22 protein-coding genes are annotated in these 26465 nt (G+C 57.9%); 18 read left to right on the top strand and 4 right to left on the bottom strand.

The genetic code is table 11. The features are described 5' to 3' along the window. Positions 1-22: 22 nt before the first annotated feature. The 6 genes from PTZ19_RS22830 to PTZ19_RS22805 all read left to right on the top strand — a co-directional run bounded on the left by PTZ19_RS22830 (position 23) and on the right by PTZ19_RS22805 (position 8935). Entirely contained in the window at positions 23-1549 is a 1527-nt protein-coding gene (locus tag PTZ19_RS22830) for an extracellular solute-binding protein (RefSeq protein ID WP_276357948.1), read from the top strand. 221 nt (positions 1550-1770) lie between these two features. Beyond that, a complete protein-coding gene (locus PTZ19_RS22825) occupies positions 1771-3333 on the top strand; it encodes an extracellular solute-binding protein (RefSeq protein WP_276357947.1) in 1563 nt (520 codons plus the stop codon). Positions 3334-3460: 127 nt separating this feature from the next. Next, the gene (locus tag PTZ19_RS22820; protein ID WP_276357946.1) at positions 3461-4384 is read left to right on the top strand and encodes an ABC transporter permease; all 924 of its coding nucleotides are present in this window, start codon (positions 3461-3463) and stop codon (positions 4382-4384) included. Between the two features lie 20 nt (positions 4385-4404). Continuing rightward, positions 4405-5280 (top strand): carbohydrate ABC transporter permease, encoded by an 876-nt coding sequence (locus PTZ19_RS22815; protein WP_276357945.1) that lies wholly within the window; start codon positions 4405-4407, stop codon positions 5278-5280. Between the two features lie 143 nt (positions 5281-5423). Beyond that, a complete protein-coding gene (gene uxaC, locus PTZ19_RS22810; protein ID WP_276357944.1) occupies positions 5424-6824 on the top strand; it encodes a glucuronate isomerase in 1401 nt (466 codons plus the stop codon). 161 nt (positions 6825-6985) lie between these two features. Beyond that, positions 6986-8935 carry a TOMM precursor leader peptide-binding protein gene (locus PTZ19_RS22805; protein WP_276357943.1) on the top strand — a complete coding sequence of 650 codons (1950 nt, stop codon included), beginning with the start codon at positions 6986-6988 and terminating at the stop codon, positions 8933-8935. Between the two features lie 460 nt (positions 8936-9395). Here PTZ19_RS22805 and PTZ19_RS22795 read toward each other — a convergent pair whose 3' ends face one another. Next, positions 9396-10274, bottom strand: coding sequence for a LysR family transcriptional regulator (locus PTZ19_RS22795; protein ID WP_276357957.1), 879 nt, complete (start codon positions 10272-10274; stop codon positions 9396-9398). 127 nt (positions 10275-10401) lie between these two features. Here PTZ19_RS22795 and zwf point away from each other — a divergent pair, with 127 nt between their 5' ends. From zwf to PTZ19_RS22775, 4 genes are all read left to right on the top strand, one after another. Then, a complete protein-coding gene (zwf, locus tag PTZ19_RS22790) occupies positions 10402-11925 on the top strand; it encodes a glucose-6-phosphate dehydrogenase (protein WP_276357941.1) in 1524 nt (507 codons plus the stop codon). Then, entirely contained in the window at positions 11903-13897 is a 1995-nt protein-coding gene (tkt, locus tag PTZ19_RS22785) for a transketolase (RefSeq protein WP_276357940.1), read from the top strand. Before zwf ends, tkt begins: the two co-directional genes overlap by 23 nt. Positions 13898-13938: 41 nt before the next feature. Further along, positions 13939-14604 (top strand): fructose-6-phosphate aldolase, encoded by a 666-nt coding sequence (gene fsa, locus PTZ19_RS22780; RefSeq protein ID WP_276357939.1) that lies wholly within the window; start codon positions 13939-13941, stop codon positions 14602-14604. Positions 14605-14800: 196 nt separating this feature from the next. Beyond that, entirely contained in the window at positions 14801-15043 is a 243-nt protein-coding gene (locus PTZ19_RS22775; RefSeq protein WP_422615035.1) for a hypothetical protein, read from the top strand. A 39-nt stretch (positions 15044-15082) separates the two neighbouring features. On the opposite strand, the gene PTZ19_RS22770 is transcribed toward PTZ19_RS22775, so the two are convergent. Next, the gene (locus tag PTZ19_RS22770; RefSeq protein ID WP_276357938.1) at positions 15083-15601 is read right to left on the bottom strand and encodes a CcdC family protein; all 519 of its coding nucleotides are present in this window, start codon (positions 15599-15601) and stop codon (positions 15083-15085) included. A 472-nt stretch (positions 15602-16073) separates the two neighbouring features. Between PTZ19_RS22770 and abc-f the strand changes: the two genes are divergently transcribed. From abc-f to PTZ19_RS22740, 6 genes are all read left to right on the top strand, one after another. Next, complete coding sequence (abc-f, locus tag PTZ19_RS22765) at positions 16074-17933, top strand: ribosomal protection-like ABC-F family protein (RefSeq protein WP_276357937.1); 1860 nt, start codon at positions 16074-16076, stop codon at positions 17931-17933. 144 nt (positions 17934-18077) lie between these two features. Next, positions 18078-18626 carry a TetR/AcrR family transcriptional regulator gene (locus PTZ19_RS22760; protein WP_276357956.1) on the top strand — a complete coding sequence of 183 codons (549 nt, stop codon included), beginning with the start codon at positions 18078-18080 and terminating at the stop codon, positions 18624-18626. Positions 18627-18651: 25 nt separating this feature from the next. Next, positions 18652-19101 carry an SRPBCC family protein gene (locus PTZ19_RS22755; RefSeq protein WP_276357936.1) on the top strand — a complete coding sequence of 150 codons (450 nt, stop codon included), beginning with the start codon at positions 18652-18654 and terminating at the stop codon, positions 19099-19101. A 150-nt stretch (positions 19102-19251) separates the two neighbouring features. Beyond that, positions 19252-21279: a sensor histidine kinase gene (locus PTZ19_RS22750; protein ID WP_276357935.1), complete on the top strand. Its 2028-nt coding sequence runs from the start codon at positions 19252-19254 to the stop codon at positions 21277-21279. Positions 21280-21285: 6 nt separating this feature from the next. Then, positions 21286-22008, top strand: coding sequence for a response regulator transcription factor (locus PTZ19_RS22745; RefSeq protein ID WP_276357934.1), 723 nt, complete (start codon positions 21286-21288; stop codon positions 22006-22008). Positions 22009-22079: 71 nt separating this feature from the next. After that, positions 22080-24047, top strand: a complete 1968-nt coding sequence (locus PTZ19_RS22740) for a copper amine oxidase N-terminal domain-containing protein (RefSeq protein WP_276357933.1) — start codon at positions 22080-22082, stop codon at positions 24045-24047. A 78-nt stretch (positions 24048-24125) separates the two neighbouring features. Here the strand turns inward: PTZ19_RS22740 and PTZ19_RS22735 are convergent, their stop codons facing one another. Continuing rightward, the gene (locus tag PTZ19_RS22735; RefSeq protein ID WP_276357932.1) at positions 24126-24347 is read right to left on the bottom strand and encodes a hypothetical protein; all 222 of its coding nucleotides are present in this window, start codon (positions 24345-24347) and stop codon (positions 24126-24128) included. A gap of 18 nt (positions 24348-24365) precedes the next feature. Next, a complete protein-coding gene (locus PTZ19_RS22730; RefSeq protein ID WP_276357931.1) occupies positions 24366-24560 on the bottom strand; it encodes a hypothetical protein in 195 nt (64 codons plus the stop codon). A 126-nt stretch (positions 24561-24686) separates the two neighbouring features. On the opposite strand from PTZ19_RS22730, the gene PTZ19_RS22725 reads away from it, so the two are divergent. Then, a complete protein-coding gene (locus PTZ19_RS22725; RefSeq protein WP_276357930.1) occupies positions 24687-25238 on the top strand; it encodes a hypothetical protein in 552 nt (183 codons plus the stop codon). 246 nt (positions 25239-25484) lie between these two features. Next, positions 25485-26375 carry a DMT family transporter gene (locus tag PTZ19_RS22720; RefSeq protein ID WP_276357929.1) on the top strand — a complete coding sequence of 297 codons (891 nt, stop codon included), beginning with the start codon at positions 25485-25487 and terminating at the stop codon, positions 26373-26375. Positions 26376-26465: the final 90 nt, after the last annotated feature.

Here is a 26465-nt window from a genome sequence, read left to right as displayed (position 1 = left end):
TTCTGGGCAAGGAGGAGGGCCTTTGAATAGAAGTTCGACGGGATTTCGCCGAATCCCTTCCTTATTCTCCATGGTCTCTCTGCTCGCCGTCTTGCTGCTGACGTCCTGCAGCCGGGACGCCGGTTCGCCCAGGGCTGCGGCTGCCGACGTTCCTTCCATCTCCATCATGGCTCCGCTGCATTTTCCGAATCCGCCGGATTCGGGCATCATGGACGAAATCGCCCGTCTGACGGGCACGCGCCTCGACATCGAATGGGTCCCGGACGGGATCTACACGGACAAATTGAACACGGCGTTGTCGACGAACACGGTAAAACAGGTGAATTTCGTCAAGCGGACGGATTACATGATCGCGAAGAGCGCGATCCGATCCGGCGCCTTCTGGGAAATCGGTCCCTACCTGCAGGATTATCCCAATCTGGCGCGGCTCAAGAAGGAGATTCTGGAGCAGGGGGCGGTGGACGGCAAAATTTACGGCCTTTATACCGAACGCCCCTCGTCCCGGCAAGGACTGATCATCCGGAAAGATTGGCTCGACCGGCTCGGCCTGCAGCCGCCCGGAACGCTCGATGAGCTGTACGAGGTGCTGCGCCGCTTCACGTGGGACGATCCGGACGGAAACGGGCGCAAGGACACCGTCGGTTTGGCGGATCGCAACGACCTGGTATACGGCGCCTTCAAAACGCTCAGCTCCTATTTCGGGACGCCGAACAACTGGGAGCGGCGCGAATCGACGTTCGTGCCGGAGTTCGAGACCCAGGCGTACATCGATACGATGGATTTCATGCGGAAGCTGTTCCGGGAAGAGTTGATCAACACCGATTTCGCGATCACCAGCAAAGAGCAGCAGCGCGACCTGCTGATCCGGGGAGTCGCCGGCGTATACGTCGGCAGCATGACCGACGTGCAGCGGCTGCTGGAACAAGCGAAAGCCTATAATCCGAAGACGGAGTTCACGCTGGTGAACCGGATCATGGGCCCATTGGGCAGCCGGGTGTGGTCGATTCCGAATTACAACGGGCTGTTCCTGTTTTCCCGCAAGACGATTCCGACCGAAGACGAATTAAAGCGGATTTTGGCCTTTTTCGACCGTACGATGGAGAAAGACGTCAGCAATATCATGAAATACGGCATCGAGAACGTCCATTATACGCTGTCGAACGGGAAAGTCGTCCTGCCCGAGGAAACCTACGCGCTTCGGGTAAGCGAAGTGAGTCCGCTGTACACGCTCATGATCGCGGACATCAACAATCCGAACGTCTTGCCGATCGAATCCCACGAGCCGATGGCCGATCTGGCCGACCGGCTGAGCAACGACAACGAGAAGTTCACCGTCCCCGACCCGACCGTGAACCTCGATTCGAAGACGTTCGACGAGCGGGGCGTGGAATTGACCAAGATCGTCACGGACGCGACCTATCAATATATTCTCGGTTTCCTCGATCTAGCCGGATTCCAAGATCAGGTGAAGCGCTGGGAAAACGCCGGCGGCCGCCAGGTCATCCAGGAGTACGAGACGTCCTATCGAAATCAGAACGAGGCGGGATAACCCCTGCCAAGCTGTCCTAATCGCGCAGATCGCTGCCGGGGGCAGCTTTTTTGTTTTTACGCCGAAAGTGTCATTAGCAATGGCGATAATCATTGTCTCGGATTCCGCGCCGTTATGCCTTTGGAACCTCCGAAATGAGCAAATGATTGTTTACGCACCAAAGCGCGCCCCGGTACGGTGAAGGTGCAACAAACAAATTCGATTTTGGAGGTCATAGCGGTATGTACAGAAAACGAGTTTCGGTCCTGACCAGCTTGATTCTGGCGTTTACCCTCGTGCTGACGGCATGCGGCGGGGACAAGAAAACGGAATCCAGCCCGTCGCCGGCCGGCAGCGGATCGACGTCGGGCGGAGCATCCCCGTCCGCATCGCCCTCGGAATCCGCCAAGGAGCCGACCAAGATCACGATCATGCTTCCGCTCAACATCGCCGAGACGCCGCCGGACACGATCGAGAAGGAAATCGAGAAACTGACGAACACGGATTTGACCTATCAATTCTTCCCCGCGGACACGTATGAGGACAAACTGAACGCGTCCTTCGCGACCGGCGCGCTGCCGGAGGTCACGTACCTGAAAAACCAGTCGACCTTCATTCAAATGAAAGAAGGCATCCGCGACGGACAATTCTGGGAAATCGGGCCGTACCTCTCCGAGTTCCCGAACCTGTCCAAGCTGAAGCCGCAAATCCTGGAAAACACCAAAGTCGACGGCAAGCTGTATTCCTTGTATATCGGACGTCCGCTTGCCCGCCAAGGCATCGTCTACCGCAAAGACTGGGCCGATAAGCTGGGCCTCAAAGAGCCTCAGACGATCGACGACGTCTTCGCGATGGCGAAAGCGTTCACCGAGAACGATCCGGACGGCAACGGCCAGAAGGACACGGTCGGCATCACGGACCGGAACGACCTGATCTACGGCGCGTTCAAGACGGTCGCTTCCTGGTTCCATACGCCGAACAACTGGGGCGAGAAGGACGGCAAGCTGGCGCCGGAATTCGAATTCCCGGAATACATCGCCACGATGGATTGGTTCAAGAAAGTCCGCGACGCCGGCTACATCAACAAAGATTTCGCCGCGACGAGCAAAACGGACAGCGTGAACCTGTTCACGAGCGGCAAAGCCGGCATCTACATCGGCTCCATGCAGGACGTCGACACGCAGCTGTACGCGAACCTCGTGAAAAACGTGCCGGATGCCGTCGTCGATACGGCCGCGCTCATCAAAGGTCCGGACGGCACGGCGACGACCTGGTCGATTCCGGGGTATAACAACGTCGTGCTGTTCCCGAAAATGGCCATCAAGGACGAAGCCCGCCTGAAGGAAATCCTGGCGTTCTTCGACAAGATGATGACGCCGGAAGTGTCCAACGTGATGTTCTGGGGCATCCAAGGCGCGCATTACGAAGTGGTCGACGGCAAAGCCAAGGAAACGGACAACAAAGACCTCATTCAACGCGAAGTCAAAGGTTTCAAGGACAGCGTGATCGGCGAAGAAGAAACGAACGGGCGCCTGTACGGCTACTATACGCTCGAAGCGCGGATCAAGGCCGAGCAGCTGCTCCGGGAAAACGAGAAGATCATGATCAACGACCCGACCGCGGCGCTCGATTCGAAAACTTACAACGAGCAAGGCGTGCAGCTGCAAGACGTGATCAAAGACGCCACATACCAGTACATTTACGGCAAAATCGACGCCGCCGGATTCCAGAAAGCCATCGACGACTGGAAGAAGCGGGGCGGCGACAAGATCATCGAAGAATATAACGCCGTTTACAAGAAATAATCCCTTGAACGACCGCGAAGAGCTGTTGATGTTCTCGTCAACGGCTCTTTCGCGAAGGGATGGCGTTCCCCATCATGCGTCTTTTCGAACGTAACGAAAGCCGCTCACGCAGGGAGGAAAAATCCGCATGCAGGCAATAGCGCATCGCAGGGAATTGAAACAGCGGCTGAAGCGCAACAAATGGCTCTATGTGATGATCCTGCCGGGCATCGTCTATTTTCTGATTTTCAAGTACGCGCCGATGTACGGCTTGATCATCTCCTTCCAGGATTTCAAACCGTATACCGGAATCGCGCACAGCGACTGGGTCGGCTTGGAGCATTTCAAACGGCTGTTCACCGAACCGGACTTTTGGCGCATTCTGAGCAATACGCTCATTTTGTTCGCGATGAACCTCGCGTTTTTCTTTCCGGTGCCGATCATCCTCGCGATGATGCTGAACGAAGTCCGGTTATCCGCGTTCAAGCGGACGATCCAGACGATCGTGTACATTCCGCACTTCATGTCATGGGTCATCATCGTTTCGATCGGATACGTCATGCTGACCATGGACGGGGGGATCATCAACGAGTTGTTGGTCTATTTCGGCCATGAACCGATCAACTTCCTGCTCAATTCGCACTGGTTCCGGCCGATGTACATTTATCAGGTCATCTGGCGGGAAGCAGGCTGGGGAACCATCATCTATCTGGCGGCTATCGCGTCCATCGACCCGCAGCTGTACGAAGCGGCCCGGATGGACGGGGCAGGACGGTTCCGCCAAATATGGCACATTACGCTTCCGGCGCTCCGGAGCGTCATCATCGTGCTGCTCATCCTGAAAATCGGGGATGTCCTGGAGCTTGGCTTCGAGCACGTGTATCTGCTCCTCAACTCCATGAACAGGGACGTGGCCGAAATCATCGATACCTACGTCTATACGGCGGCTTTGAAGCAGGGACAGTTCAGTTACAGCGCCGCGATCGGTTTCTTCAAATCGGTCATCGGGCTGGTGCTCGTCATCGCCGCGAACAAACTCGCCAAGAAAATGGGAGAAGAAGGCGTCTATTGACGCCCGCGGGAGGTTAAGCCATGGTAGAAGACCGCTCCTTTGGAGGCCGATTGTTCTCGATCGTCAATTACGCGCTCTTGGGAATCATCGCGCTCGTCTCCTTTTTGCCGTTCGTTCACGTCATTGCCGGCTCTTTCACGACCGGCGCCGAACTCGCGGTGAAGAAATTCGTCCTCATACCGACGGTATGGAGCTTCGACGCGTATCGGTTCATTTTCTCCACCAACGCCATATTCAGAGCCATGCTCGTCTCGGTGCTCGTCACGCTGATCGGCACCGCGTTCAGCATGCTGATTTCCAGCATGATGGCATACGGACTGGCGAGGCGCGATTTGGACGGCAGAAGGTTCATCATGTTCGCCGTCGTCTTCACGATGCTGTTCAACGGCGGGCTGATTCCGACGTTCCTGGTCGTCAAGGAATTGGGCCTGGTCGACCAATACGCCGCGCTCGTTCTTCCGATCGCGGTCAACGCGTTCAACATGATCATTCTCAAAAACTTTTTCCAGAACATTCCGGATGGACTCGAGGAGTCCGCCAAAATCGACGGGTGCTCGGACTGGGGCATTTTGTTCCGGATCGTGCTGCCGCTGTCTCTGCCCGCCTTGGCGACGATCTCGCTGTTCTATGCCGTCACGTATTGGAATACGTATTTGAACGCCATTCTGTACCTGGACAGCAGCAGCAAATGGCCGATCCAGGTACTGCTGCGCCAAATCGTCGTACTGGCCAGCGGCTTCGAATTCGGCTCCAGCCTGGACAACGAAGTGCCGCCGCCCGATCAGTCGGTCAAAATGGCCGTCATCGTCGTCGCGACGGTCCCGATCCTGCTTGTCTATCCGTTCTTGCAGAAACATTTCGCCAAAGGCGCGCTGCTAGGCTCGATCAAAGGATAACTTTGGCTGACGGTCAATACGATGAAACGAGCGGGCCGGCTTCAAAATAAGGATTGAACGAAAAACCGTTTCCACCTATGATAGAAGAGGACTGGAAATAACAACGTTGTTATCCCGAACCTTGAAAGGTGGAATTGGCGTTTATGGCAGGATTCATGGAAGAAAATTTTCTGCTGAACAACCGGACGGCCGTCGCCCTGTATCACGATTACGCGAAATCGATGCCCATCATCGACTACCACTGTCACCTGAGCCCGCAGGAAATTTACGAGAACAAAACCTACAAGAACATAACGGAAGTATGGCTCTACGGAGATCACTACAAATGGAGAGCCATGCGCGCGAACGGCGTGGAAGAGAAATACGTGACCGGGGACGCAAGCGATTACGACAAGTTCCTGGCCTATGCCCGCACCGTTCCGATGACGATCGGCAACCCGCTGTACCATTGGTCCCATTTGGAGCTGAGAAGGTATTTCGGGGTGAATGAACTCCTGAACGAGAAGAACGCTCCGGTCATCTGGGAGAAAGTGAACGCCCAGCTGAACGGCGAAGGCTTCGGCGCGCGCGACCTGATCCGCAAATCGGACGTGAAGGTCGTCTGTACCACCGACGATCCGGCCGACTCGCTCGAATTCCATCTCAAGCTGCGGGAAGAGCAAGGAGCCGGCTTCGCAGTATTGCCGTCCTTCCGTCCGGATAAGGGACTGGAGATCAAACGAGCGGGATTCCGGGAATGGATCCGGAAGCTGGAAGGAGCCTGGGGACAACCGATCGGGGATTACGACGCGCTGCTTTCGGCGCTGAAGTCGCGGGTGGATTTCTTCCATTCGGTCGGCGGCCGGGTATCGGACCACGCGCTCGACTACGTTCCGTTCGCCGAGACGACGAAGGAAGAAGCGGCGGGCATTTTCGCGCGGGCGTTGAACGGCGAAACCGTCAGCCTCGCGGACGAGCAGAAATACAAAACGTACACGCTGGTCTATCTCGGCAAGCTATACGCGGAACGCGGCTGGGTCATGCAGTACCATATGAACGCGCAGCGGAACAACAACGCCCGCATGTTCGCGAAGCTCGGTCCGGACACCGGCTTCGATTCGATGAACGACAGCCCGATCGCGCAGCCGCTGGCCCGGCTCTTGGATGCGCTGGAGCGCGAGGACGCGCTTCCGAAAACCGTGCTGTATTCGCTCAACCCGGCCCAAAACCCGATTATCGCTTCCATGATCGGCAACTTCCAAGGCGGCGGCATACCGGGCAAGCTGCAATTCGGCTCCGCTTGGTGGTTCAACGATACGAAAGAGGGCATGATCGCCCAGATGAAATCGCTCGCGGACATGGGCTTGCTCAGCCGGTTCGTCGGCATGCTGACGGATTCCCGGAGCTTCCTGTCCTATACCCGGCACGAGTATTTCCGCCGGATCCTCTGCAACCTGATCGGGGAGTGGGTCGAAGGCGGAGAGTTCCCGAACGATCCCGAGCTTCTCGGCACGATCGTGCAGAACGTTTCCTACAACAACGCGAAGGAATATTTCGGATTCTGATCGTTTTCGGCTTTGTTTTGCCCGCGCATCGCGTTTGCGCGGGTTATTCGCGTTTTCCGCGCCGCGCGCATCCATTCGCTTTCCCGGCCCTATGTTCGATTCGCATTCGGGCTCATAAACTAGGAGCAAGATCCTCGTTCGATGAGCCTGGGAGGTGTCCGATGAAAGACAAGATCGCGATCGTGGGAGAAGGGAGGTTGGCCGACCTCGTGGCCGAATCGCTGTCCGCCGAACGTCCCGTCCTCCGGCTGGGAGACGCGATCCGTTCCGACGTTCCGGAATCCGTCGTTTTCGTTGTGGCCGTTCATGACGAATACCGCCCGTCGGCGTATCAGGCGATTAACATGGCGCTGCGCGAAGCCGGAATTCCGTGGCTTAGCGCGACGGTGATCGCCGATGAAGGCATCGTCGGACCTTATGTCCGGCCCGGCGAGCCGGGGTGCCCGCATTGCGCTTTGAAGCGGCGAACGACGTCCTCGGCGGATGACGCGAAGCAGCTGGAGATGCGAATGACCTTGTGGAAGAAAGGGGTCGTGAAACGGGACCCGAAAGTTCCGCCGTGGGGACTTCGCCACATGCGCGATTTGATCGTGGCGGAAGCGCGGAGTGCGCTGGGCCGGGAGACTCCCCGTACGGACGGGCGGATTTACCTGGTGGATCTGTGCACGCTGGAAGGTTCGCGGCACGTCTTTCTCCCGGATCCGTTCTGTCCCGTATGCGGGCGCTTGCCAGACGATACGCCGGAATCGGCGCGAATCGACTTGAAGCCGCGTCCGAAAACCGACCCCCGTACCTTTCGCGTCAAATCGTTGACGGAGACGGATTTCTCCCGGTTGCAAGAAGATTATCTGGACGACAGGACCGGGGTGATGAAAGAAGCGCGGCTCCAGCTTGCCCATCCGTTCAGCGACGTGCTCGTCCTGTTGCCCTCGGCCTTCGGGGACGAATGGACCGCCGGTCGCTCGCATGCGTATCCGCTGAGTTTGGCGTCCGCTCTTTTGGAAGGTTTGGAGAGAAACTGCGGAACGACGCCGCGGGGGAAAAAGACCGTAGTCCGGGACAGTTACCGAAATCTGGCGGACATGGCTTTAAACCCGACCGACGTCGGACTTTATTCGCCGGAACAATACGCGGACGAAGATTTCCCGTTTGAGCCGTTCGATCAGGACGCGCCGCTCACGTGGGTATGGGGGTATTCGTTCATGCGGGAGAGTCCGATTCTCGTACCGGAGGGGCTGGTCTATTACCACGCGGCATTCGGCGGCAGCTTGGCGAACGAAGGTTCGAACGGCTGCGCGCTCGGGGGGAGCTTGGAAGAAGCCGTCTTCCATGGCGTGATGGAGGCGGTGGAGCGCGACTCGTTCCTGATGGCCTGGTACGCGCGTCTTCCTCTGCCCCGGCTGGATCCGTTCTCGGCCGGCGATCGGGAATTGGGGCTGATGGCGGAGCGGCTTATCGCCGTGGCCGGATATGAGCTGAACTTGTTCAACGCGACGACGGAGAACGGGATCCCGAGCATCTGGGCGCTAGCGAAGAACAAACGCCGGACGGGCGCGAACCTGATTTGCGCAGCCGGCGCGAGCTTGGACCCGGTAAGGGCGGCCAAAAGCGCGGTTTACGAGCTGGCGGGTTTCACCCGGTTTTTGAGCGAGCAAGCCGAAGCCCGGCGCGAAGAAATCCTGGAAATGCTGGGCGATTCGAATCGGGTCGAAGAAATGCCGCATCATGCTCTCGTCTATGCTTTGCCTGAAGCGGAAGAGCGGCTGCGTTTTTTGCGGAATCCCGAACGGCCGGTGCGAAACTTCGCCGACGAATTCGCGGAACGTGCGCCCAGCCCGGATTTGACGGAAGACCTGCGGGGCGTGCTGAATCGGTTCCGCCGATTGGGGCTCGAGGTGATCGTCGTCGATCAGACCTCGGCCGAGTTGTCGCGGAACGGACTGCATTGCGTCAAGGTGCTGATCCCGGGGTTGTTGCCGATGACGTTCGGTCACCGCATGAGGCGGGTGCACGGCTTGGATCGGCTGCTCAAGGTGCCGATGGCACTTGGGTATACGGACCGTCCTCTCACGGAAAACGAGCTCAATCCGTACCCTCATCCTTTTCTGTAAACCGATGCGAGGGCGCCGTTCCGCCGGGATCGCGTATGGGCGCCTGCATAATTCCCGAAATCTGGACATCTGTCCTGACGGGTTCAATGTCCTCGCCATATGTTAGGGGTGTAACAACCAATCCCTAACTGAAAAGGCGGTGACGAATTTGGGATTCGGAGTAGCCGGTGCAGGGTTTAGTTGCGCGGGATTCGGAGGCGCTGCGGCGTTCGTACTCGTATTGTTCATCCTGCTGGTCATCATCCTCTCTGCCGGTTTCTTTATCTAACGAATGCGTTCGTTCGATGCGCGGAATCGGCGAAATGGCCGGAGGCCATGAAAGGCGGCACCTCCTGCGAGGTGCCTTTTTCGCGTTTCCTAGCGGAATCTCCATTTGACGTCCGGCTAACACCGCTAAAACGAAAAATTAAGGTTCGGATAGAAGCAGAAGAGCAGCGGAGCGATCCGCTGCTCTTCTCGTTTATCCGACGAGCTCGATGAACCGGCTGGCCGCGATGGATAACGGCATGTTCCTCATCGTCATGATGCCGACATGGGACGGAGGCAGGGACACGTCCAGCCGGATTTCGAACAGGGATCCCGCTTCCAGCTCGTTCGAGACGAACTCCCGGGTCACGTACGAGATGCCGAGTCCCCGGCGCGCGAACTCGATCAGCAGGTCGACGCTGCCGACTTCGATGTCCGGCTTGAGCGTCAGTCCGTAGCTCTGAAAAAGCTCCGTGATCGTCATCCGGGCGCGGCTGTTGCGGGAGAAGAGGATTACGGGATACTGCAGCAGCTGCTCCAGCGACAATGTCTTGTCTTTGAGCTCCGCATAGCGGGCTCCCGCCACGAAGCAGTCTTGGAGCTGGAAGCTTTCGCGGACTTTAAGCTGCGGATCCACGATCGGCATCCGCACGACGCCCAAGTCGATCCGGCCTTCTTTCAGGAACGTGATCACTTCCGGCGTCGTGCCGTGGTGAAGATGCAGCTTGATGCCGGGATGGCGCGAATGGTACGACTCCAGGATCGGGAGCAAATAGTGCTTGAACAACGAATCGCTGCCGCCGATTCTGAGCTCGCCGCTGTCCAGGTTTTTGAGCGCGGCCATTTTTTCTTCGGCCAGCGCGATCAGGATCATCGATTGCTCGATGTAGGAGTAGAGCACGTTGCCTTCCTGCGTCAGCTCGACGCCTTTCGGCGTCCGGAAGAACAACGGCACGCCGAATCCGTCTTCCAGCTGCTTGATGGCGTGGCTGACGCTCGGCTGCGTGAGGTAGAGCGCTTTGGCGGCCTGCGTCAAACTGCCCGTTTTGACCGCCCAATAAAACACTTTGTACAGCTCGTAATTTTTAATCATAGACATCATCTATGTCTCCTCATCAATCTATCGATTACTTATATGTCCCCTTATCGTATTATAGTAGGATTATGAAAAAGTCACCAGAGCTTTGCTATTGAGCTCTCCACGAAAGGAGCATCGCACGATGGAGCCTGCTACGATTGTCCTTTTCGGGGCGACGGGGGATTTGGCGAAACGGAAAATCTACCCGGCCCTATATAACTTGTTCCTAGACGGCAAGCTGGCGGAGCCTTTCTCCTTGTTCGGACTCGGCAGAAGGGAGTGGACGGACGAATCGTTCCAGGCCAATGTCGAGAAATCGCTGCGCGAATTTTCCAGACGCCGGCCGGAGGACGAGGAATCGCTTCGCCGCTTTATCGGCGGCTTCCGGTATCACGTGCTGGATATCGGCCGCGAGGATGATTATCGGACGTTATCGGAGCGGATCCGGCAGCGCGAAGCCGAACTCGGCGCACCGCCGAACCGGCTGTTCTATATGTCCGTCGGGCCGGAATATTTCGAGACGATCGCCCTGAACATCAAGGCAAGCGGCCTCGGATCCGCCGGCGGGTGGAAACGCCTCGTCGTCGAGAAGCCCTTCGGACACGACTTGGACTCCGCCCGCAAGCTGAACAGCACGCTTACGCAGGCGTTCTCGGAAGAGGAAATTTTCCGCATCGACCACTACTTGGGCAAGCCGATCGTGCAGCGTCTGGAGTCGTTGCAGCAAGCCAATCCGGTCATCCAGGCGTTGTGGACGAACCGCTACATCGCGAACGTGCAGATCACGGCGAACGAATCGCTCGGCGTGGAAGAACGCGCGGGTTATTACGATCACGTCGGCGCCATCCGCGACATGTTCCAGAACCACATGCTGCAGCTCCTGATGATGGCGGCGATCCATCTGCCGAACGACAGCACCTCCGAGAAGGTGCGCTTCAAAAAGAAAAACGTGATGGAAGCCCTGGAGCTGTTGCAGAAGGAAACCGTCGGCGCGCATGTCGTGCGCGGCCAGTACGCGGCGGGCACGATCCAAGGCAAGCCGGCGGCCGGTTACCGGGAGGAACCGGGCATCGCGCCGGATTCGATGACCGACACGTTCATCGCCGCCCGCCTGCGGATCGACAGCAACGACTGGCGCGGCGTGCCGTTCTATATCCGCACGGGCAAGCGGATGAAGGAGAAATCGACGAGAATCGTCGTCGAGTTCAAGGAACCGCTCAAGCCGGTTTCCTTGCCCGGCGGGGAGAGCGCCGCGCCGAACCTGCTCGTGTTCGAGATCGGCCCGAAGGAAAGCATCACGCTGCAGTTGAACGCGAAAGAGCCCGGCCGCACCGGCAAATTCAAGCCGATCCATATCGATTTGCACGCGAACCCGTCCGAATCCCCGGAGGCTTACGAAAATTTGATTCGCGACGCGCTGCGCGGCGACGGCACGTTCTTCGCCCACTGGGACGAAGTCGAATTGTCCTGGCAATGGGTGAAGCCGATCCTCGAGGCTTTCGAGGAGCAATCGGTTCCGCTGCATCTCTATGAAGCGGGGTCTTACGGGCCCGAAGCGTCCGACGCGCTGCTCGCGGAAGACGGTTTCCAGTGGTGGTTCGACGAGAGAAACGAAAACAATAACGAAGAAGAAGGGGAACGTTATGCCAGCTACGCAAACCATTGAGCAACTCGCGGTCGACACGATCCGCACCTTGTCCATCGACGCCGTCAACGCCGCCAATTCCGGCCATCCGGGCCTTCCGATGGGCGCCGCGCCGATGGCGTACGCCCTCTGGGCCGAACACCTGAACCATAACCCCGCCAACTCCAAATGGTTCAACCGCGATCGTTTCGTGCTGTCGGCGGGACACGGGTCCGCTCTATTGTACAGCCTGCTTCATCTTTTCGGTTATCAGGTGTCGGTTGACGACTTGAAGCAGTTCCGCAAGCTGAACAGCCGTACGCCGGGCCATCCCGAATTCGGCCATACGGACGGCGTGGAGGCGACGACGGGACCGCTCGGGCAAGGGATCGCGAACGCGGTCGGCATGGCGATGGCCGAAGCGCATCTGGCCGCGAAGTTCAACCGGGAAGGCTTCCCGGTCGTCGATCATTACACGTACGCGCTCGTCGGCGACGGCTGCTTGATGGAGGGGATCTCCTACGAAGCGATGTCCATGGCGGGTCACATGAAGCTCGGAAAATTGATCGTCCTGTACGATTCGAACGACATTTCGCTGGACGGGGAACTGAATCTTTCGTTCGGAGAGAACGTGCGTCAGCGGGCGGAGTCGGCCAAATGGCACTATTTGCGCGTTGAAGAGGGCAACGACATCGCGCGCATCGCCGAGGCGATCGCGGAAGCGAAGCGGCATGAGGACCAGCCTACGCTGATCGAGATCCGCACGATCATCGGTTACGGCTCCAAAGCCGAAGGAACGAATAAGGTGCACGGCAATCCGCTCGGCAAAGAAGAAGCGGCGGCGACCAAAGCCAGATACGGCTGGCCGTATGAGGAAGAGTTCACGGTTCCGGATGCCGTTCGGGCGCATTTCGCGGAATTGAAACGGAAAGGCGCGGAGAAAGAAGCCGCCTGGAACCGGCTGTTCGCCTCGTTTAAAGCCCAACATCCGGCGCTCGGCCAGGAATTGGAGCAAGCGATCGACGGCAAGGTGACGATTCAGGCATCCGACATCCTGACGTTCGATACGTCCAAAGCCGTCTCGACGCGCGTGGCGAGCGGCGAAGCGATCAACCATTTCGTGAAAACCGTGCCTTCGATCTTCGGCGGAAGCGCGGACTTGTCCCATTCGACGATGACGGATATCAAAGGGGAAGCGAAGTTCGCCGTCGAGACTTACGCGGGCCGCAACGTTTATTTCGGCGTCCGGGAGCACGCGATGGGCGCGGCCGGCAACGGCATGGCGCAGCATGGCGGCGTGAAGCCGTTCGTCAGCACGTTCTTCGTCTTCTGCGATTACCTGCGTCCGTCGATCCGCTTGGCCGCGCTGCAGAAGCTGCCCGTCATCTACGTGTTCACCCATGACTCCATCGCGGTCGGCGAAGACGGCCCGACGCACGAGCCCGTGGAACAGCTGGCCTCCTTGCGCGCCATTCCGGGCCTCACGGTCATTCGTCCGTCCGACGCCAACGAAACGGCGAGCGCATGGGCGTACGCGCTGGAGAAGAAAGACGGTCCGGTCGCGCTCGTGTTGAGCCGTCAGAACTTGCCGATCTTCGAAGAGACGAAATGGAACAAGGACAATGTCGCGAAGGGCGGCTATATCCTGGCCGAGACGAACGATCGGCCGGACGTCGTGCTGATCGCGACGGGGTCGGAAGTATCCCTTGCCGTCGGCGCGAAAGCGGCGCTCGAGAAGGACGGCGTCTCCGTCCGCGTCGTCGCCATGCCTTGCCGCGAATTGTTCGACCGCCAGCCCGAAGCGTATAAGCAAAGCGTGCTGCCGGACGCCGCATCGAAGCGGATCGTCCTCGAGACGGGCATCTCGCTCGGCTGGGACCGTTATGCGGGACCCCAAGGCAAGATCCTGTCCATCGACACGTTCGGCGCTTCCGGCCCGGGCGGGGAAGTGCTCGCGCACTTCGGGTTCACGGTGGACAACGTCGTCCGACTGGCGAAACAAGCGCTGCAATAAGCAAGAGTCCACATACAAATTCAATATTCGGAGGGAATAACATGAAATTTTTCATCGATACCGCGAACCTGGAAGACATCAAAAAAGCGTATAAAATCGGCGTGCTGGCCGGCGTGACGACGAATCCGTCGCTGGTCGCCAAAGAAGGCGTCAAATTCGAGGACCGCATCGAGGAAATCCTGAAAGCCGTGCCGGGCGTCGAGTCCGTCTCCGCGGAAGTTACGCCCGACGCCGTGACGGCGGAGCAGATGATCGCGCAAGCGAACGAACTGATCAAAATCAACAACAACGACAAAAACATCACGATCAAGCTGCCGATGACGCTCGCCGGCCTGGAAGCTTGCCGTTACCTCGCCGACAAAGGCGTGAAGACGAACGTCACGCTGATCTTCACCGTGAACCAGGCGCTCTTGGCCGCCCGCGCCGGCGCAACCTACGTCTCGCCGTTCCTCGGCCGCTTGGATGACATTTCGGAAGACGGCGTCCAACTCGTGACCCGCATCGCAGAACTGTTCCGGACGCACAGCCTGGACGCCCAGATCATCGCCGCTTCCGTGCGCCATCCGGATCACGTGACCCGCGTAGCCATGGCTGGCGCGCATATCGCCACCGTACCGTTTGCCGTCATCGAGCAAATCACGAAACACCCGCTGACGGATCAAGGCCTGGAGAAGTTCGCGGCCGATTGGAGAAAAGCCGTTCAATAAAGCGAAGTTATCGGGGATTTACCGGAAGCCGGAGGCGTTTCAGCCTCCGGTTTTTTTGTTATCGATATACCGCAACGCCGATTCCAGTCGAGAACCGGGGCGGGGCTGCGGGACATGAGTACGTCCTTGACGACGCAGCCGGACGAAATGGTAAGATATTGATCCAATCCAACCTAGAGAGAGCGGAGCTGACACCATGATCGTCAACCCGAGCGAATATTTCATTAACGGCCTTAAATATTACGTTCGATCGGCTGTTTCCGCTGACGCGGCGGCTTTATCCGCGCTCCGGCTGCAGATAGACGGAGAGACCGAGAACATGGACCGGGAACCGGGCGAAGCGTTTCTCGACGCGGAAGCGTTCCGACGGATCATCCAAACGGATACGGAGAAGCAGAGAAACATTTTCCTAGTGGCAGAAACGGATGGGCGGCAGTGAACCCAAACGGCTAACAATCGCGAAAAAAGCGCGGCGGATTCATTCCGCTGCGCTTTCTTTTGCAGAGGCCGGCTCGGATTCCCGGGTGAGGTTCAAATACCGGAGCGCCGTAACGATTCTCCAGAGCAAGATCATGCCGAACGCCAGCAGGAAGAACAGCGCGCCGGATTGCGGAAGGGTCACGTATTGTTCCACGAGAGGATGCAGCAGCAACCGGAACAGCAGCAAACCGAGCAGGACGTAGATGAAGGAGCTGGATCTTTTCAAATAGACTTGCCCGTCCACGACCTGAAACTTGGAGGTATGAATCAACGGGTAGGACAGCAGCAACCCGACGAGCAAAGCGGCGATCGCGTATTCGAACGGAACGCGCATGAACGGAAAGAGAAACATCAGAAAACCGGTGCTCATGCCGAGAGGGGGGATGATCAGCTTGCGCAAGGAGGTCGGCCGTTTGGCCGCTTTGAGCCGGATCGCGATGACCAACGAGGCCATACCCGCGGTGCCGACGGTCGACAGAACCCTCATCACGGATGGAGCGAGCAGATGTGTCGACATGGCGATAGAGTCCCCGCTTTCATGGAAAAGTCGTTCCTTTCATTTTACTACAGGATCCGTTCCGGAAGGAAATCGTCGGCCGGTTCCGGCTCCAGCCGGAGGCCAATCCTGGCCGATTCGAGGACGGGCGTTTCGCCGAATCTTTTGACAATCGCAGCAGAATCGGGTAAGATGCCTGTAAATGTATGAGAGGGGGTTTCCGCGCACCGATGGAGTAATCATGCTGATCTGCGACGCTTTCACACTTGACGCAACGACGATGCGGCAAGCGCTCTGCCGAAGGCGGAGGAAGCGGGATCAGTGTGGACTCGGGGCCGGACTCCCTTTGGACGGGATTGTCCGCGTTTCCGCGGTTTAACGCACGACTCTATCCTGTTTTCCACCTGCCCGGCCGGCGATATGCGGCCGGGTTTTTCCGTATTCCGCGTTGTTCAGGCGCGCTTGCGGCATTCCATGAAGGAGTGACGCAACGATGTTTATCGTAAAACTAACGGATGTCAGAAAGGAATGGAGCGGCACCGAGTTGTTCCGGAATGTCACGTTCGAGATTCGGGGAGGGGAACGAGCGGCGCTCTTCGGGCGCAACGGAGCCGGCAAAACGACGCTGCTCGGCATCATCCGCGGGGCCGTGGAGGCGGACGGCGGCACCGTGCAGCGCGGAGTCGGCCCGGAAGATTGGGGCTGGCTGGACCAGCATCCGATCGTTTCCGCGGATGAAACGACGATCGGTTATGTACGCGGCGCCAAGCCGGACATCGCCGCCGCCCGCGAGAAGATGCGGCTTCTGGAACACGATTTGCATGCGGCTTCCGCCGCCGGGGAAATCGAAACGGTCACGCAAGCGGCGGAACGGTACGGGGAGTCGCTTGAAGCGTACGAAGCGCTGGGCGGTTACGCGTGGGAGACGGAAACGGAACGCGCGCTGCAGAGAGTCGGCCTGCCGCCGGAGACGTGGGAGCTGCCGTTCGTATCGCTAAGCGGCGGCCAGCAGACGCGGGCCGGCATCGCGCGGCTGGCGGCGCTTCGGCCGAAGGTGCTTACGCTGGATGAGCCGACGAACCATCTGGACATGGAGACGATCGATTGGCTGCAAAACTGGGTGAGGGATTACCCCGGAACGGTTATTATGGTTTCTCACGATCGGGCCTTTCTCGATGCGGCGGCGGACCGGATCGTCGAGCTGACCCCGACAGGCACCATGTCCTATAAAGGGAATTATACGGCGTTTCGCGAGCAGAAAGAGCTGGAGCGGAAAACGCAGATGGCGCTGTACCGCAAGCAGGAACTGGAGAAAGAAGCGATCGTCGAAGCGATCCGCATGTACAGCCAGTGGTACGCGAAGGCGAGCCGCGACGCGGCCAAGATCGGCGGAGCGGCGAAACCTTACTACGCCGCGAGGGCCAATAAACACACGGCGCGTTACCATGCCAAAGAGAAAGAACTGGAGCGTCTGGAGAAAAACCGCGTCGAAAAGCCGAGGGACGCGGAGCAGCTTCGCGTCGCGTTCCGGGAAGGAACGTTCGAGGCGAAAACGCTGCTGCAGGCGACGGATCTCGCGTTCCGGTATGAGGGACGGGAGCAGCCGGTGCTCCGCGGAGGCTCCTTAACGCTGAACCGAGGCGACAAGCTTGCGGTCGTCGGGCCGAACGGGGCGGGCAAAACGACGCTGCTGAAGCTTCTGCTCGGAGAGCTGGCTCCGACGTCGGGGGCCGTCGTCCGCCATCCCGCGCTGCGAATCGGCTATTTCTCGCAGCAGCTCGAGCATTTGGACGGAGACGAGACGGTGCTGGACAGCTTGCTGCGGGTGCCGGACATGACGATGACGTTCGCGCGTACGATCCTGGGTTGCTTCCTGTTCTCCGGAGACGCGGCGTTCAAGCGCATCGCCGACTTGAGCATGGGGGAACGCTGCCGGGTCGCCTTCCTGCAGTTGTACTTCAGCGGGGCGAACCTGCTCGTCCTTGACGAGCCCACCAATTATCTGGACATCGACACGCGGGAACGGATGGAAGAAGCGCTGGCCGCGTATCCCGGCGCCCTTGCCGCGGTTTCGCATGACCGTTATTTCCTCCGCAAGGTGGCGAACCGGGTCGTTTCGCTCGACGGCCGCGGCGGATGGACGGTTTTCGATGTTCCCTATCGCGAATACGAATCGTCCGGCGGCCGGTCCGAACGCGGACGCACGGAAGAGGAACGGGAGCGGGACGAAGCGCTTCGGTTGGCCGAATGGGAGAGAACGGCGCTGATGGCGAAGGAAGAGCTGAACGCGGGGGATCGCTCGCGTTTGGAGGAGCTTCGGCAGTTGATTGCGGAGCTGACCGGAGAAGGCTGACCCGCATGGATTTTCGGATTCCATCCGTTGACGGGTGGAATTTTTTTCTATACAATGTCAGTAAGTACTGACAGACATAGCGACAGGAGGTTTCTATCCGTGGATGCGTTCACCGGCGAACTCGGCAGCGGCGATCGATTATTGATGGCGGCGATCGATCTGATCGCGGAGAAAGGCTATAACGGGGTGACCACGGCGGAGATCGCGTCGGCTGCCGGTCTCAGCGAGAAGACGTTGTTCCGGCATTTCGGCAGCAAATTGAATCTGCTCGAATCCGCGATCGACCGTTTCCGATACGCCGAAGAGATGCGTCAGCTGTTCGAAGGGAAATTGGTGTGGGATTTGGAAAGCGATCTGTATGCCATCGGCGTCAAGTATCACGAGATCATGAACCGGAACCGCAAATTGCTGATGATCAGCATTAAGGACGAAGCGCATTTGCCCGGATTGAAAGAAAGGAAAATGCAGCATCCCCATCAGCTGCTGGACTTCCTGGATCGCTATTTCCGGACGATGGCGGAGAAAGGGAAGATCGCGAACGGAAACCCCCGCATGCTGGCGTTTACGTTCCTCATGGCCAATTTCGGCGCGTTCATCAACGACTTGGAAGCCGGAGAGAATTATCCCGGAATCGGGTTGGATTCGTTCATCCGGGAGAGCGTAAAGATTTTCGCAAGGTCGGTCGCACGGTAAAATCAACCGATGAGGTGAGAACGTTATGCATCCGCTCGACTGGACGCTCGTACGCGTTCTTGACGCACCGCCCGAGCAGGTCTTCCGGGTCTGGACGGAACCGGAACATTTGATGCGGTGGTGGGCCCCCAAAGGCGCCGATCTGCTCATCTTGCATCATGAGCCGCGTCCCGAAGGCCTCTTCCTTTATCGTCTGCGCCTGCCGGGCGGTCAAGTCGCGCACGGCCAATGCGTTTACCGGGAAATCCAAGCGCCTGACAGGCTGGTTTTCGACTATACCTCCAACATGGAAAGCAAACGGATGAACAATCGTCCGCCGTCGGATGTTTGGCGGATTCGGTTGACCTTGCAGGAAGCCGGCAGCGGCACGGTGGCGACTTTGCAGGGAACTTTGTTGGAGGTACGGCGAAAAGAACGGCATGCCGCCTGGACGGAATCGGACGCGGGAGTCTTATTGCAATTTATCGGCGTATAACCGTCCGGCAGTGATGGAGCGAAGAGCGTGCCTTCTTCGTCGGGGGTATCGGATCGGGGAACTGTCGGATGAAGTTTCGCGATGCCGAGTCGAAAAATGTTGTATAATGGTAAAAACGCCAATTCCCTAGCATGCGATCGGAGAAATTGCATGAGGTTTACGGCTGTTCTTCTCGCGAGCCTCATTCTGGTTTTATCGGGAGTCGCTCTCCCGGCCAAGGCGGCATCGAAGCCGGCTCCCCGTGCGGTTGCCGGCTTTTTGGATTTGCGAGGCGAATCGTTTCGACAGTCCGGCATGGCGAATCTGGACGGGGAATGGGCGTTCTACTGGAACAACCTTCTGACGCCGGAGCTCCTCCACGCAGGTTCCGGCCATATCCCGGCCGAATACGCCGAAGTGCCCGCGGAGTGGTCTTTCGTGCGGCAGCCCGGCGTTTCGAATCAGGGGCATGCCACGTACCTCCTGAACCTTCGCCTGGACGAACGGGACGCGAACCGGGTAATGGCGATCCATATGCCGGGCGTGGCGTCTGCCTATCGGCTTTGGATTAACGGAGCGCTCGCCGCCGACAATGGGACGGTCGGGACGAGCCGGATGGAGATGTCTCCCAAGAAGTATGCGAAGGTCGTCACCTTCGTCCCCCGGAGTCCGGACATCGAGCTCGTGCTCCAAGTGTCCAATTACGTCCAGCGTAAAGGAGGGCTGACGGAGCGGATCCTGTTCGGATACGAGAACCGGATTTCAGCCGAACGGGACAAGCGAACGGCTCAGGAGTTCGCCGTGTTCGGCGGTTTACTGCTCATGGGCATCTATCATTTCGGACTATACGCGTTCCGACGTTCGGAGAAGTCGACGTTGTACTTCGGCATTTTCTGTCTGCTGATCGCGCTGCGGTCGCTGTTGGTCGGCGAAACGTTTCTCGTCGGCTTCTTCCCGGATCTGCCTTGGGAGTTGGCGGTGAAGTTGGAATACTGGCCGAATACGCTTGCGGTGCCGGTATTCGTCTGGTTCGTGCACTCCCAATATCCGCTCGAAACGCACCGCCATGCCCGCGCGATCGCGCTGGCGCTGAGCCTCCCGTTCACGCTGCTGATCCTTCTGGCGCCGGCCAACGTTTACACACGGGGCATTCTGTTCGTTCAACTGCTGGATTTGCTGACATGCCTTTACTGCGTATACGTATTCGTCAAGGCTGCGATCCGTTTGCGGGAAGGCGCAGTGATCAACCTCGCGGCGATGGTCGTGTTCACTTTGCTCGTGCTGAACGAAGTGCTGTACACCGACCATATCGATTGGATCGGACGAATCGCGAACGTGTCGGCCGGCTTCTATGTATACCTGTTCGCTCAATCGGTCATTTTGTCCATGCGGTTCTCCAAATCCTTCGCGCATGTGCAATTATTGTCGAATGAACTGGCCGATTTGAACGCGTCGCTGGAGCAAAAGGTGAAAGAGAGGACGGAGGCGCTCGAGAAAATGGATCAAGCGCGCCGCAGCCTGCTCTCGCACATTTCCCACGAGCTGAGAACGCCGCTGACATCCATCCAGGGTTACGTAAAAGGAATGATCGACGGCGTCGTTCCGGCGGGAGACCTCCGTATCGCGGCGGGCATCTACGATCGGACCCAATGGTTGAGACGGATCATCGACGACCTGTTCGAACTGACGAAGCTGGAAGCCGGGCAGGCCCGCTTCGAGTGGCAGACCGTCGAGTTCCTGCCCTTCATTCGGCAGCTCTGCGACAAATACAAGTCGGAGCTGCAGGACAGCGGGCTCGAGTTCCGGTTCGCGGACGAGACGGTCCGGACGGAGGGAAGGCCGCTGCGGGTCAAGCTGGATCCGATCCGGATCGAACAGGTGTTGGCTAATTTGCTGACCAACGCGGTCAAATTCACGCCGGCGGGCGGCAAGATTACCGTAAAGGCCGTCGCGAGGGAGAACGAGGCGACCATCCAGGTCATCGACACGGGCAGGGGAATCGATGAAGAGGAGCTGCCGTACATTTTCCAGCGCTTCTACCAAGGGTCCGCCACGCGGAAATCCGATCAAGGAGCGGGCCTGGGTCTCGTGATCGCCAAAGAGATCGTCGAAAAGCACGGCGGAACGATCGGCGCGGCCGGCAAACGGGGCGAAGGCAGCACCGTGTTTTTCACGCTGCCGCTGCTTCGGGGAGAGTAGAACAATATGACGATGATGAATCCGATCGGGAAGCAGAAGATTTTAATCGTGGAAGACGATCCCGGCATCCGGGAAATCGTGAGGCTGTATCTCGAAAGCAACGGTTACGAGGCGATCGAAGCGGCGGACGGAGAAACCGCTAACCGGTTGTTCCAAGATAGAACGCCGGATCTCGTCATCTTGGACATCTTGCTTCCGGATACGAACGGCATCGATCTGTGCATGGAATGGAACCGGTTTTCGGACGTTCCGATCCTGTTTCTCAGTTCGAGGCAGGAGGACGGGGAAATCATCGCCGGCCTGAAGGCAGGCGGCGTCGATTATGTGACGAAACCGTTCAATCCCAGCGTCCTGATTGCCAGGGTGGAGGCGAACCTTCGCCGGTCGGCAGCCAGGCAAGGCGCTGCGGCGGATAGCGGAATCATACGGCACGGGGATTTGGAACTCGACCTGAATACGCGCGAATTGCGGGTGAATGGACAAGCCGTGCCGCTCTACGCGAAGGAATGGAAGCTGCTGCGCTATTTGCTGCAACATCCGAATCACGTGTTCAGCGCGGATGAACTGTACGAGCAAGTATGGGGGGAACATTCGATCGGCAGCGAAGCGACCATCATGGTGCACATCAGCAATTTGCGCAAGAAAATCGAGCCGGATTCGCGCACCCCCCGCTATATCGTGACGGTGAAAGGCCTCGGTTACAAGTTCCATTCGAAGATTGGAAAATGATGGGGAGGAGTTTGGCGAGATCCGTCGAATCCAATCGAGAGCATGTGACCATGGAATGGGGGAACCGTCTTTTGAAGAAAATCTTCGCCTTATGCTTGACCCTAACCCTGCTGGCATTCGCCGGGATATGGACGCCGTCTGCCGCTTCCGCTAACGATAGCGAACTGCAGATCGTGAAACCGATCGGCGACCGTACGCTGCTGATGAACGACGGTTCGATCTGGACTTGGGACTCGTTAAACGTCGTCCACACGCTTGGAAATTACGCCGATGCGGCAGGCAAAGACGACCAGCGCGGACTCGCGCTGACGAAAGACGGCCGCGTCGCCTCTTGGTGGTTCGGGCGTCCCGCGGTTTTGGCCAATACCTCGGGGGTTCGTCAAATCACGGTAGGCTATTTCCTGAAATCGGACGGCACCGTCTGGACGGAGAACGGACAGGTGAAAGGATACTCGGATATCGCCTTGATCGATGCCTATGATTCTTTCTTCGCCGCGCTGACCCGAAAAGGGGAAGTCCTGTATCGGGAAGGAATGGACTCGGCCGTTAAATCGCTGGGCATGGCCACGGATCCGTCTTCCGTTACGTCCGTCGCGGTAACGAACCACATGGTGGCTTTGTTGTACGCCGGCGGCAAAGTCGTCATCTACGATACCGTCAATTTCGACGATAACGGCCGGATCATCCCCGTCACGGCAACCGAAGATGCCGTCCATATCGTCTACGCCGCGAAGACGGCCACGCCATCCGGCGAATCCGACAAACTCATCATCACGCGCAAAGACGGCTCCGTTTGGATAACGGGCAAATATAACAAACGCTTTACGCCGACGACGAAAATCGAGGGTCTCGCGGACATCGTCAAAACAGCCGCATGCAAGGACGAGAACCGGTTTTACGCGTTGAAGAGCAGCGGCGACTGGGTGTTATACCACGATGGCGAAATCTCCCCGGTCGAAGTTCCCTCCGTCAAGGCTCTGACGGTCTCGCTATCGAATCCGGAACCGAACGTGGGCGAGAGCGTTCAAGTCGACATTCAGGAAACGTATACGAACGGCGCGAAGATCAAGGCGTCGCCGACGGACGCCGTCATTACGGTCGAGAAACCGCATTTGTTGAAAAAGACGGAGGATGGTACGTTAAAAGTTCTTGGAGTCGGGGAAACGAATGTCTCGATCACGTCCGGCGGCCAAACCGCCTCCGTGAAGGTCTCTTCCGTCTTAGGGCATAATTTGAAGTTCGCCAAGCAAGTGAACGGAGTCGCCTATGTGCCGCTGAAACCGGTGATCCAGGCGCTTGGCGGAACCGTCGCGAAATCGACGGAGGCTGGCGTTTGGGAAATCCGCGTCGGAGAAACGGCCCTCAAGCTGAAAACGGGGGATGTCAACGCCGTCGTCAATGATCGGCCCTTGCGGATGAAAGCGGCAATGATCGCAGACGGCGGAGAGAATTACGTTCCCGCTTCCTTGATCGCGGATCCTTTCGGCGCGACGGTGAAGTGGGTCGACAAATGGAAGCAGGTCGAGATCGCTTTCGGCAAGTCCGTCCTGACCGTCGTCTCGAAGGATACGGCGGCGCTGGTCAAGAAGGCCGCGCAAGGAAGTCTCGCCGCCTACATCGGGAAATCGTATTGGGTCAACCATTTTCAAGATTACGATAGGTTCCAGAAAGTCACGATCGCGGATGTCCTGCCGGACGATACCGGGGATTTCAGGCTCGTGTTCAAGACTTCGTCGGGGCAGAAGCTGACCTCTTATCCGATGAAGGCTTCCTATGTGCCGGAGCTGCTGGGAGATTCCGATTCGTTCCTGACTTATGATCCGTACAAAAAATACAAATGGTCGGCTTCGGTCTGGAAGCATGTCGTCGACGGCGAAGTCACGCTCGGCATGACGAAGGATCAAGTCGCGCTGGCTTGGGGATCCCCTGCAAGCAAAACGATCACCAACGCGAACGGCAAAACGATCGAAGTATGGGTGTACGGCAATTTCGACGCGGTCGGATTCGTGAACGGCAGCGTCGCGCTGATTTATTCGTAAGAGCGATTACGCAATCGTGCAAAAGAGTCATGGCGCAATGGAGACGCCATGACTCTTTCTTCCTTGGGAAGCGACCGTTCAGGTCTGGTTCTGGTTCGGAGCGTGCTGGGCCGTATGGGCATTGGCTCCAGCTGCTTGACCGGCTTGCGTCAAGGATTGGAGGCTGTCGAGGGAGCTTTGGATTTTAAGAATTTCCGTCTCCAGTTCGTTCGGAGAATTCACGATCGCCTGGATCCGGCGGCCGGATGCTTCGATTTCCTGCGCTACTCGGTTCACGGTTGCTACATCGAACTGCGTCATGGGGAATTCTCCTTTCGTTCAGATCTCATCCGGATAGATCCGGTCGGAGCTCTCCGAGCGCAGTTCGGCCGACATCACGGTATCGTCGGAACGGAAGGCCGCAGGGTCGGATTTCAGGTGGATGTCGTTCTCGTTGTTTTCTTTGGCGGAAGTGGAGGGCGTATCGGCCGTTTCGTCGGCGATTCTTTCCGCTTCGTGATCGTTCATGGACATGGCGGGGCCTCCGATCATAGGTTCAATTCCATTGGCATTTTCTCCATTCGCGTTCCCCCCTATTCGCCATGAATATTTTGCCTGGCCGGCCTTCAAATTAATCGAAGGAAACGGAGGCGCTGGGGCATGGATGAAAAAACGACTTACGAGATCCAATTTAACGAAAGTTTCACGGTGCGCATGCAGACCGAGAACGAACCCATGAGTCCGGAGGAGTTCGACAAAGCCGCCTTCGAGGCCGTCTTGGCGGACCTCGTGCTTCGGGCGAAGGACGAGTCGGACGGCGGCGAAAATCCGGAGGATTTATGGAGGTGGGTGTGTACCCAACTCGGGACGGCTCTGCAAAATACGGTATTCGCCGAAGAGGACGGACAAAGCGAACAGGATCCGCTCGACACGCTGATCCATGCCGCTTTCAAGCTGAAGGGAGCGGCGAGCGAGGATAGCGGGGACTCCGAAGAAGAAGAGACGATTACCCCGGTACATTTGCTGGAGCACTTGCTCACCTATATCCACCAGGAAAATCAGATCGAATCGGTCCTGTACGTCGCGCGGATGAACGACGGGACGATCACGTCGGGCTGGACGGACTTGGCGCACACGGAAGCGATCGGACTGCTGGAAGTCGGAAAGCTCCAAGTGGTGAAGGAAATGTGGAACGATTGGGCACCTCGGTAAGAAGCGCACCCAAACAGGCGATCCCCGGTCATGAATCGGGGATCGCCCGTTTTTTGCCGTTCGGCTTTTTCTGCTTATGATGAGGAAGCCGTGCAAGAGGAACGGATACATTGTTCTCGCTCCCCAATCGCTGAATCGTTCGCGCCGGCGCGGCAGAACGGTGGAACCATTTGTATGCTTGCGTGTACTTTCGCCGTCTCCAGGTGTATGATTCAGAAAGGATCGGCTTGAAGGAGAGAAGACATCATGACGCGTTTGTCGCGAAAGCAGACGATTTTCTATTTGGCTTTTCTAGTATTGATGTGGGGCGTCAACTGGCCCTTGTCCAAATACGCGCTGCAATTTACGCCGCCTATCTTGTTCGCGGGATTGCGAACGCTGATCGGCGGCTTACTGCTCATCGTGATCGCGATACCGCGCTTGAAGCAGCTTCGCTTGCGGGAGACCTGGCATATTTACCTGTTGTCCGCCATTTTAAGCATCGTATTCTATTACGGGTTTCAAACCGTAGGCTTGCAATATATGCCGGCCGGGCTGTTCTCGGCGATCGTGTTCCTGCAGCCCGTCCTGCTCGGGCTGTTCGCTTGGATTTGGCTGGGCGAAGCGATGTACGGTCGGAAAGTCGCCGGGCTGCTCGTCGGATTCGCCGGAGTTGCTGCGATGAGCATCGGCGGACTGGAGGGCGGCCTCTCGGCCGTCGGCATCGTCCTGGCGCTGGCCTCTGCCCTCAGCTGGGCGCTCGGCACCGTATATACGAAGCGGGTGACCGCGAAAGTCGACTCGCTCTGGATGACCGCGATGCAGATCACGATCGGCGGCATCCTCATGCTGGCTTACGGCTCTTCCGTCGAGAATTGGAACGCGATCCGTTGGACCGGTTCGTTCGTCTATGACACCATGTTCATTTCCGTATTCGTCATCGCGCTGGGTTGGCTTGTCTACTTCCGACTGATCGGTTCCGGAGAAGCGTCCACGGTCGGCTCGTTTACGTTTCTCATTCCGGTCGTCTCGATCGCATGCAGCGTTCTGTTCATGGACGAGAAAGTGACGCTGAATCTGGTTGCGGGGATCTTGCTGATCGTCGTCAGCATCGTGCTGGTAAACGTGAAACCGAAGCGTTTGCGAAGTTCGTCGTAAAAAAACGGTCGCGGGAGTTAACTTTCGTTAACTGTTTTTATTATTACATGCGTATATAATTGGCCGGATAAGTATGCGGAGGAGGATATT

Origin of the sequence: Cohnella caldifontis (assembly GCF_029360585.1) — a bacterium.
In the GTDB taxonomy this organism is placed as follows: domain Bacteria; phylum Bacillota; class Bacilli; order Paenibacillales; family Paenibacillaceae; genus Cohnella; species Cohnella caldifontis.
The sequence above is the reverse complement of the archived record's forward strand: the minus strand, read 5'-3'. Positions and strand labels throughout refer to the sequence as shown.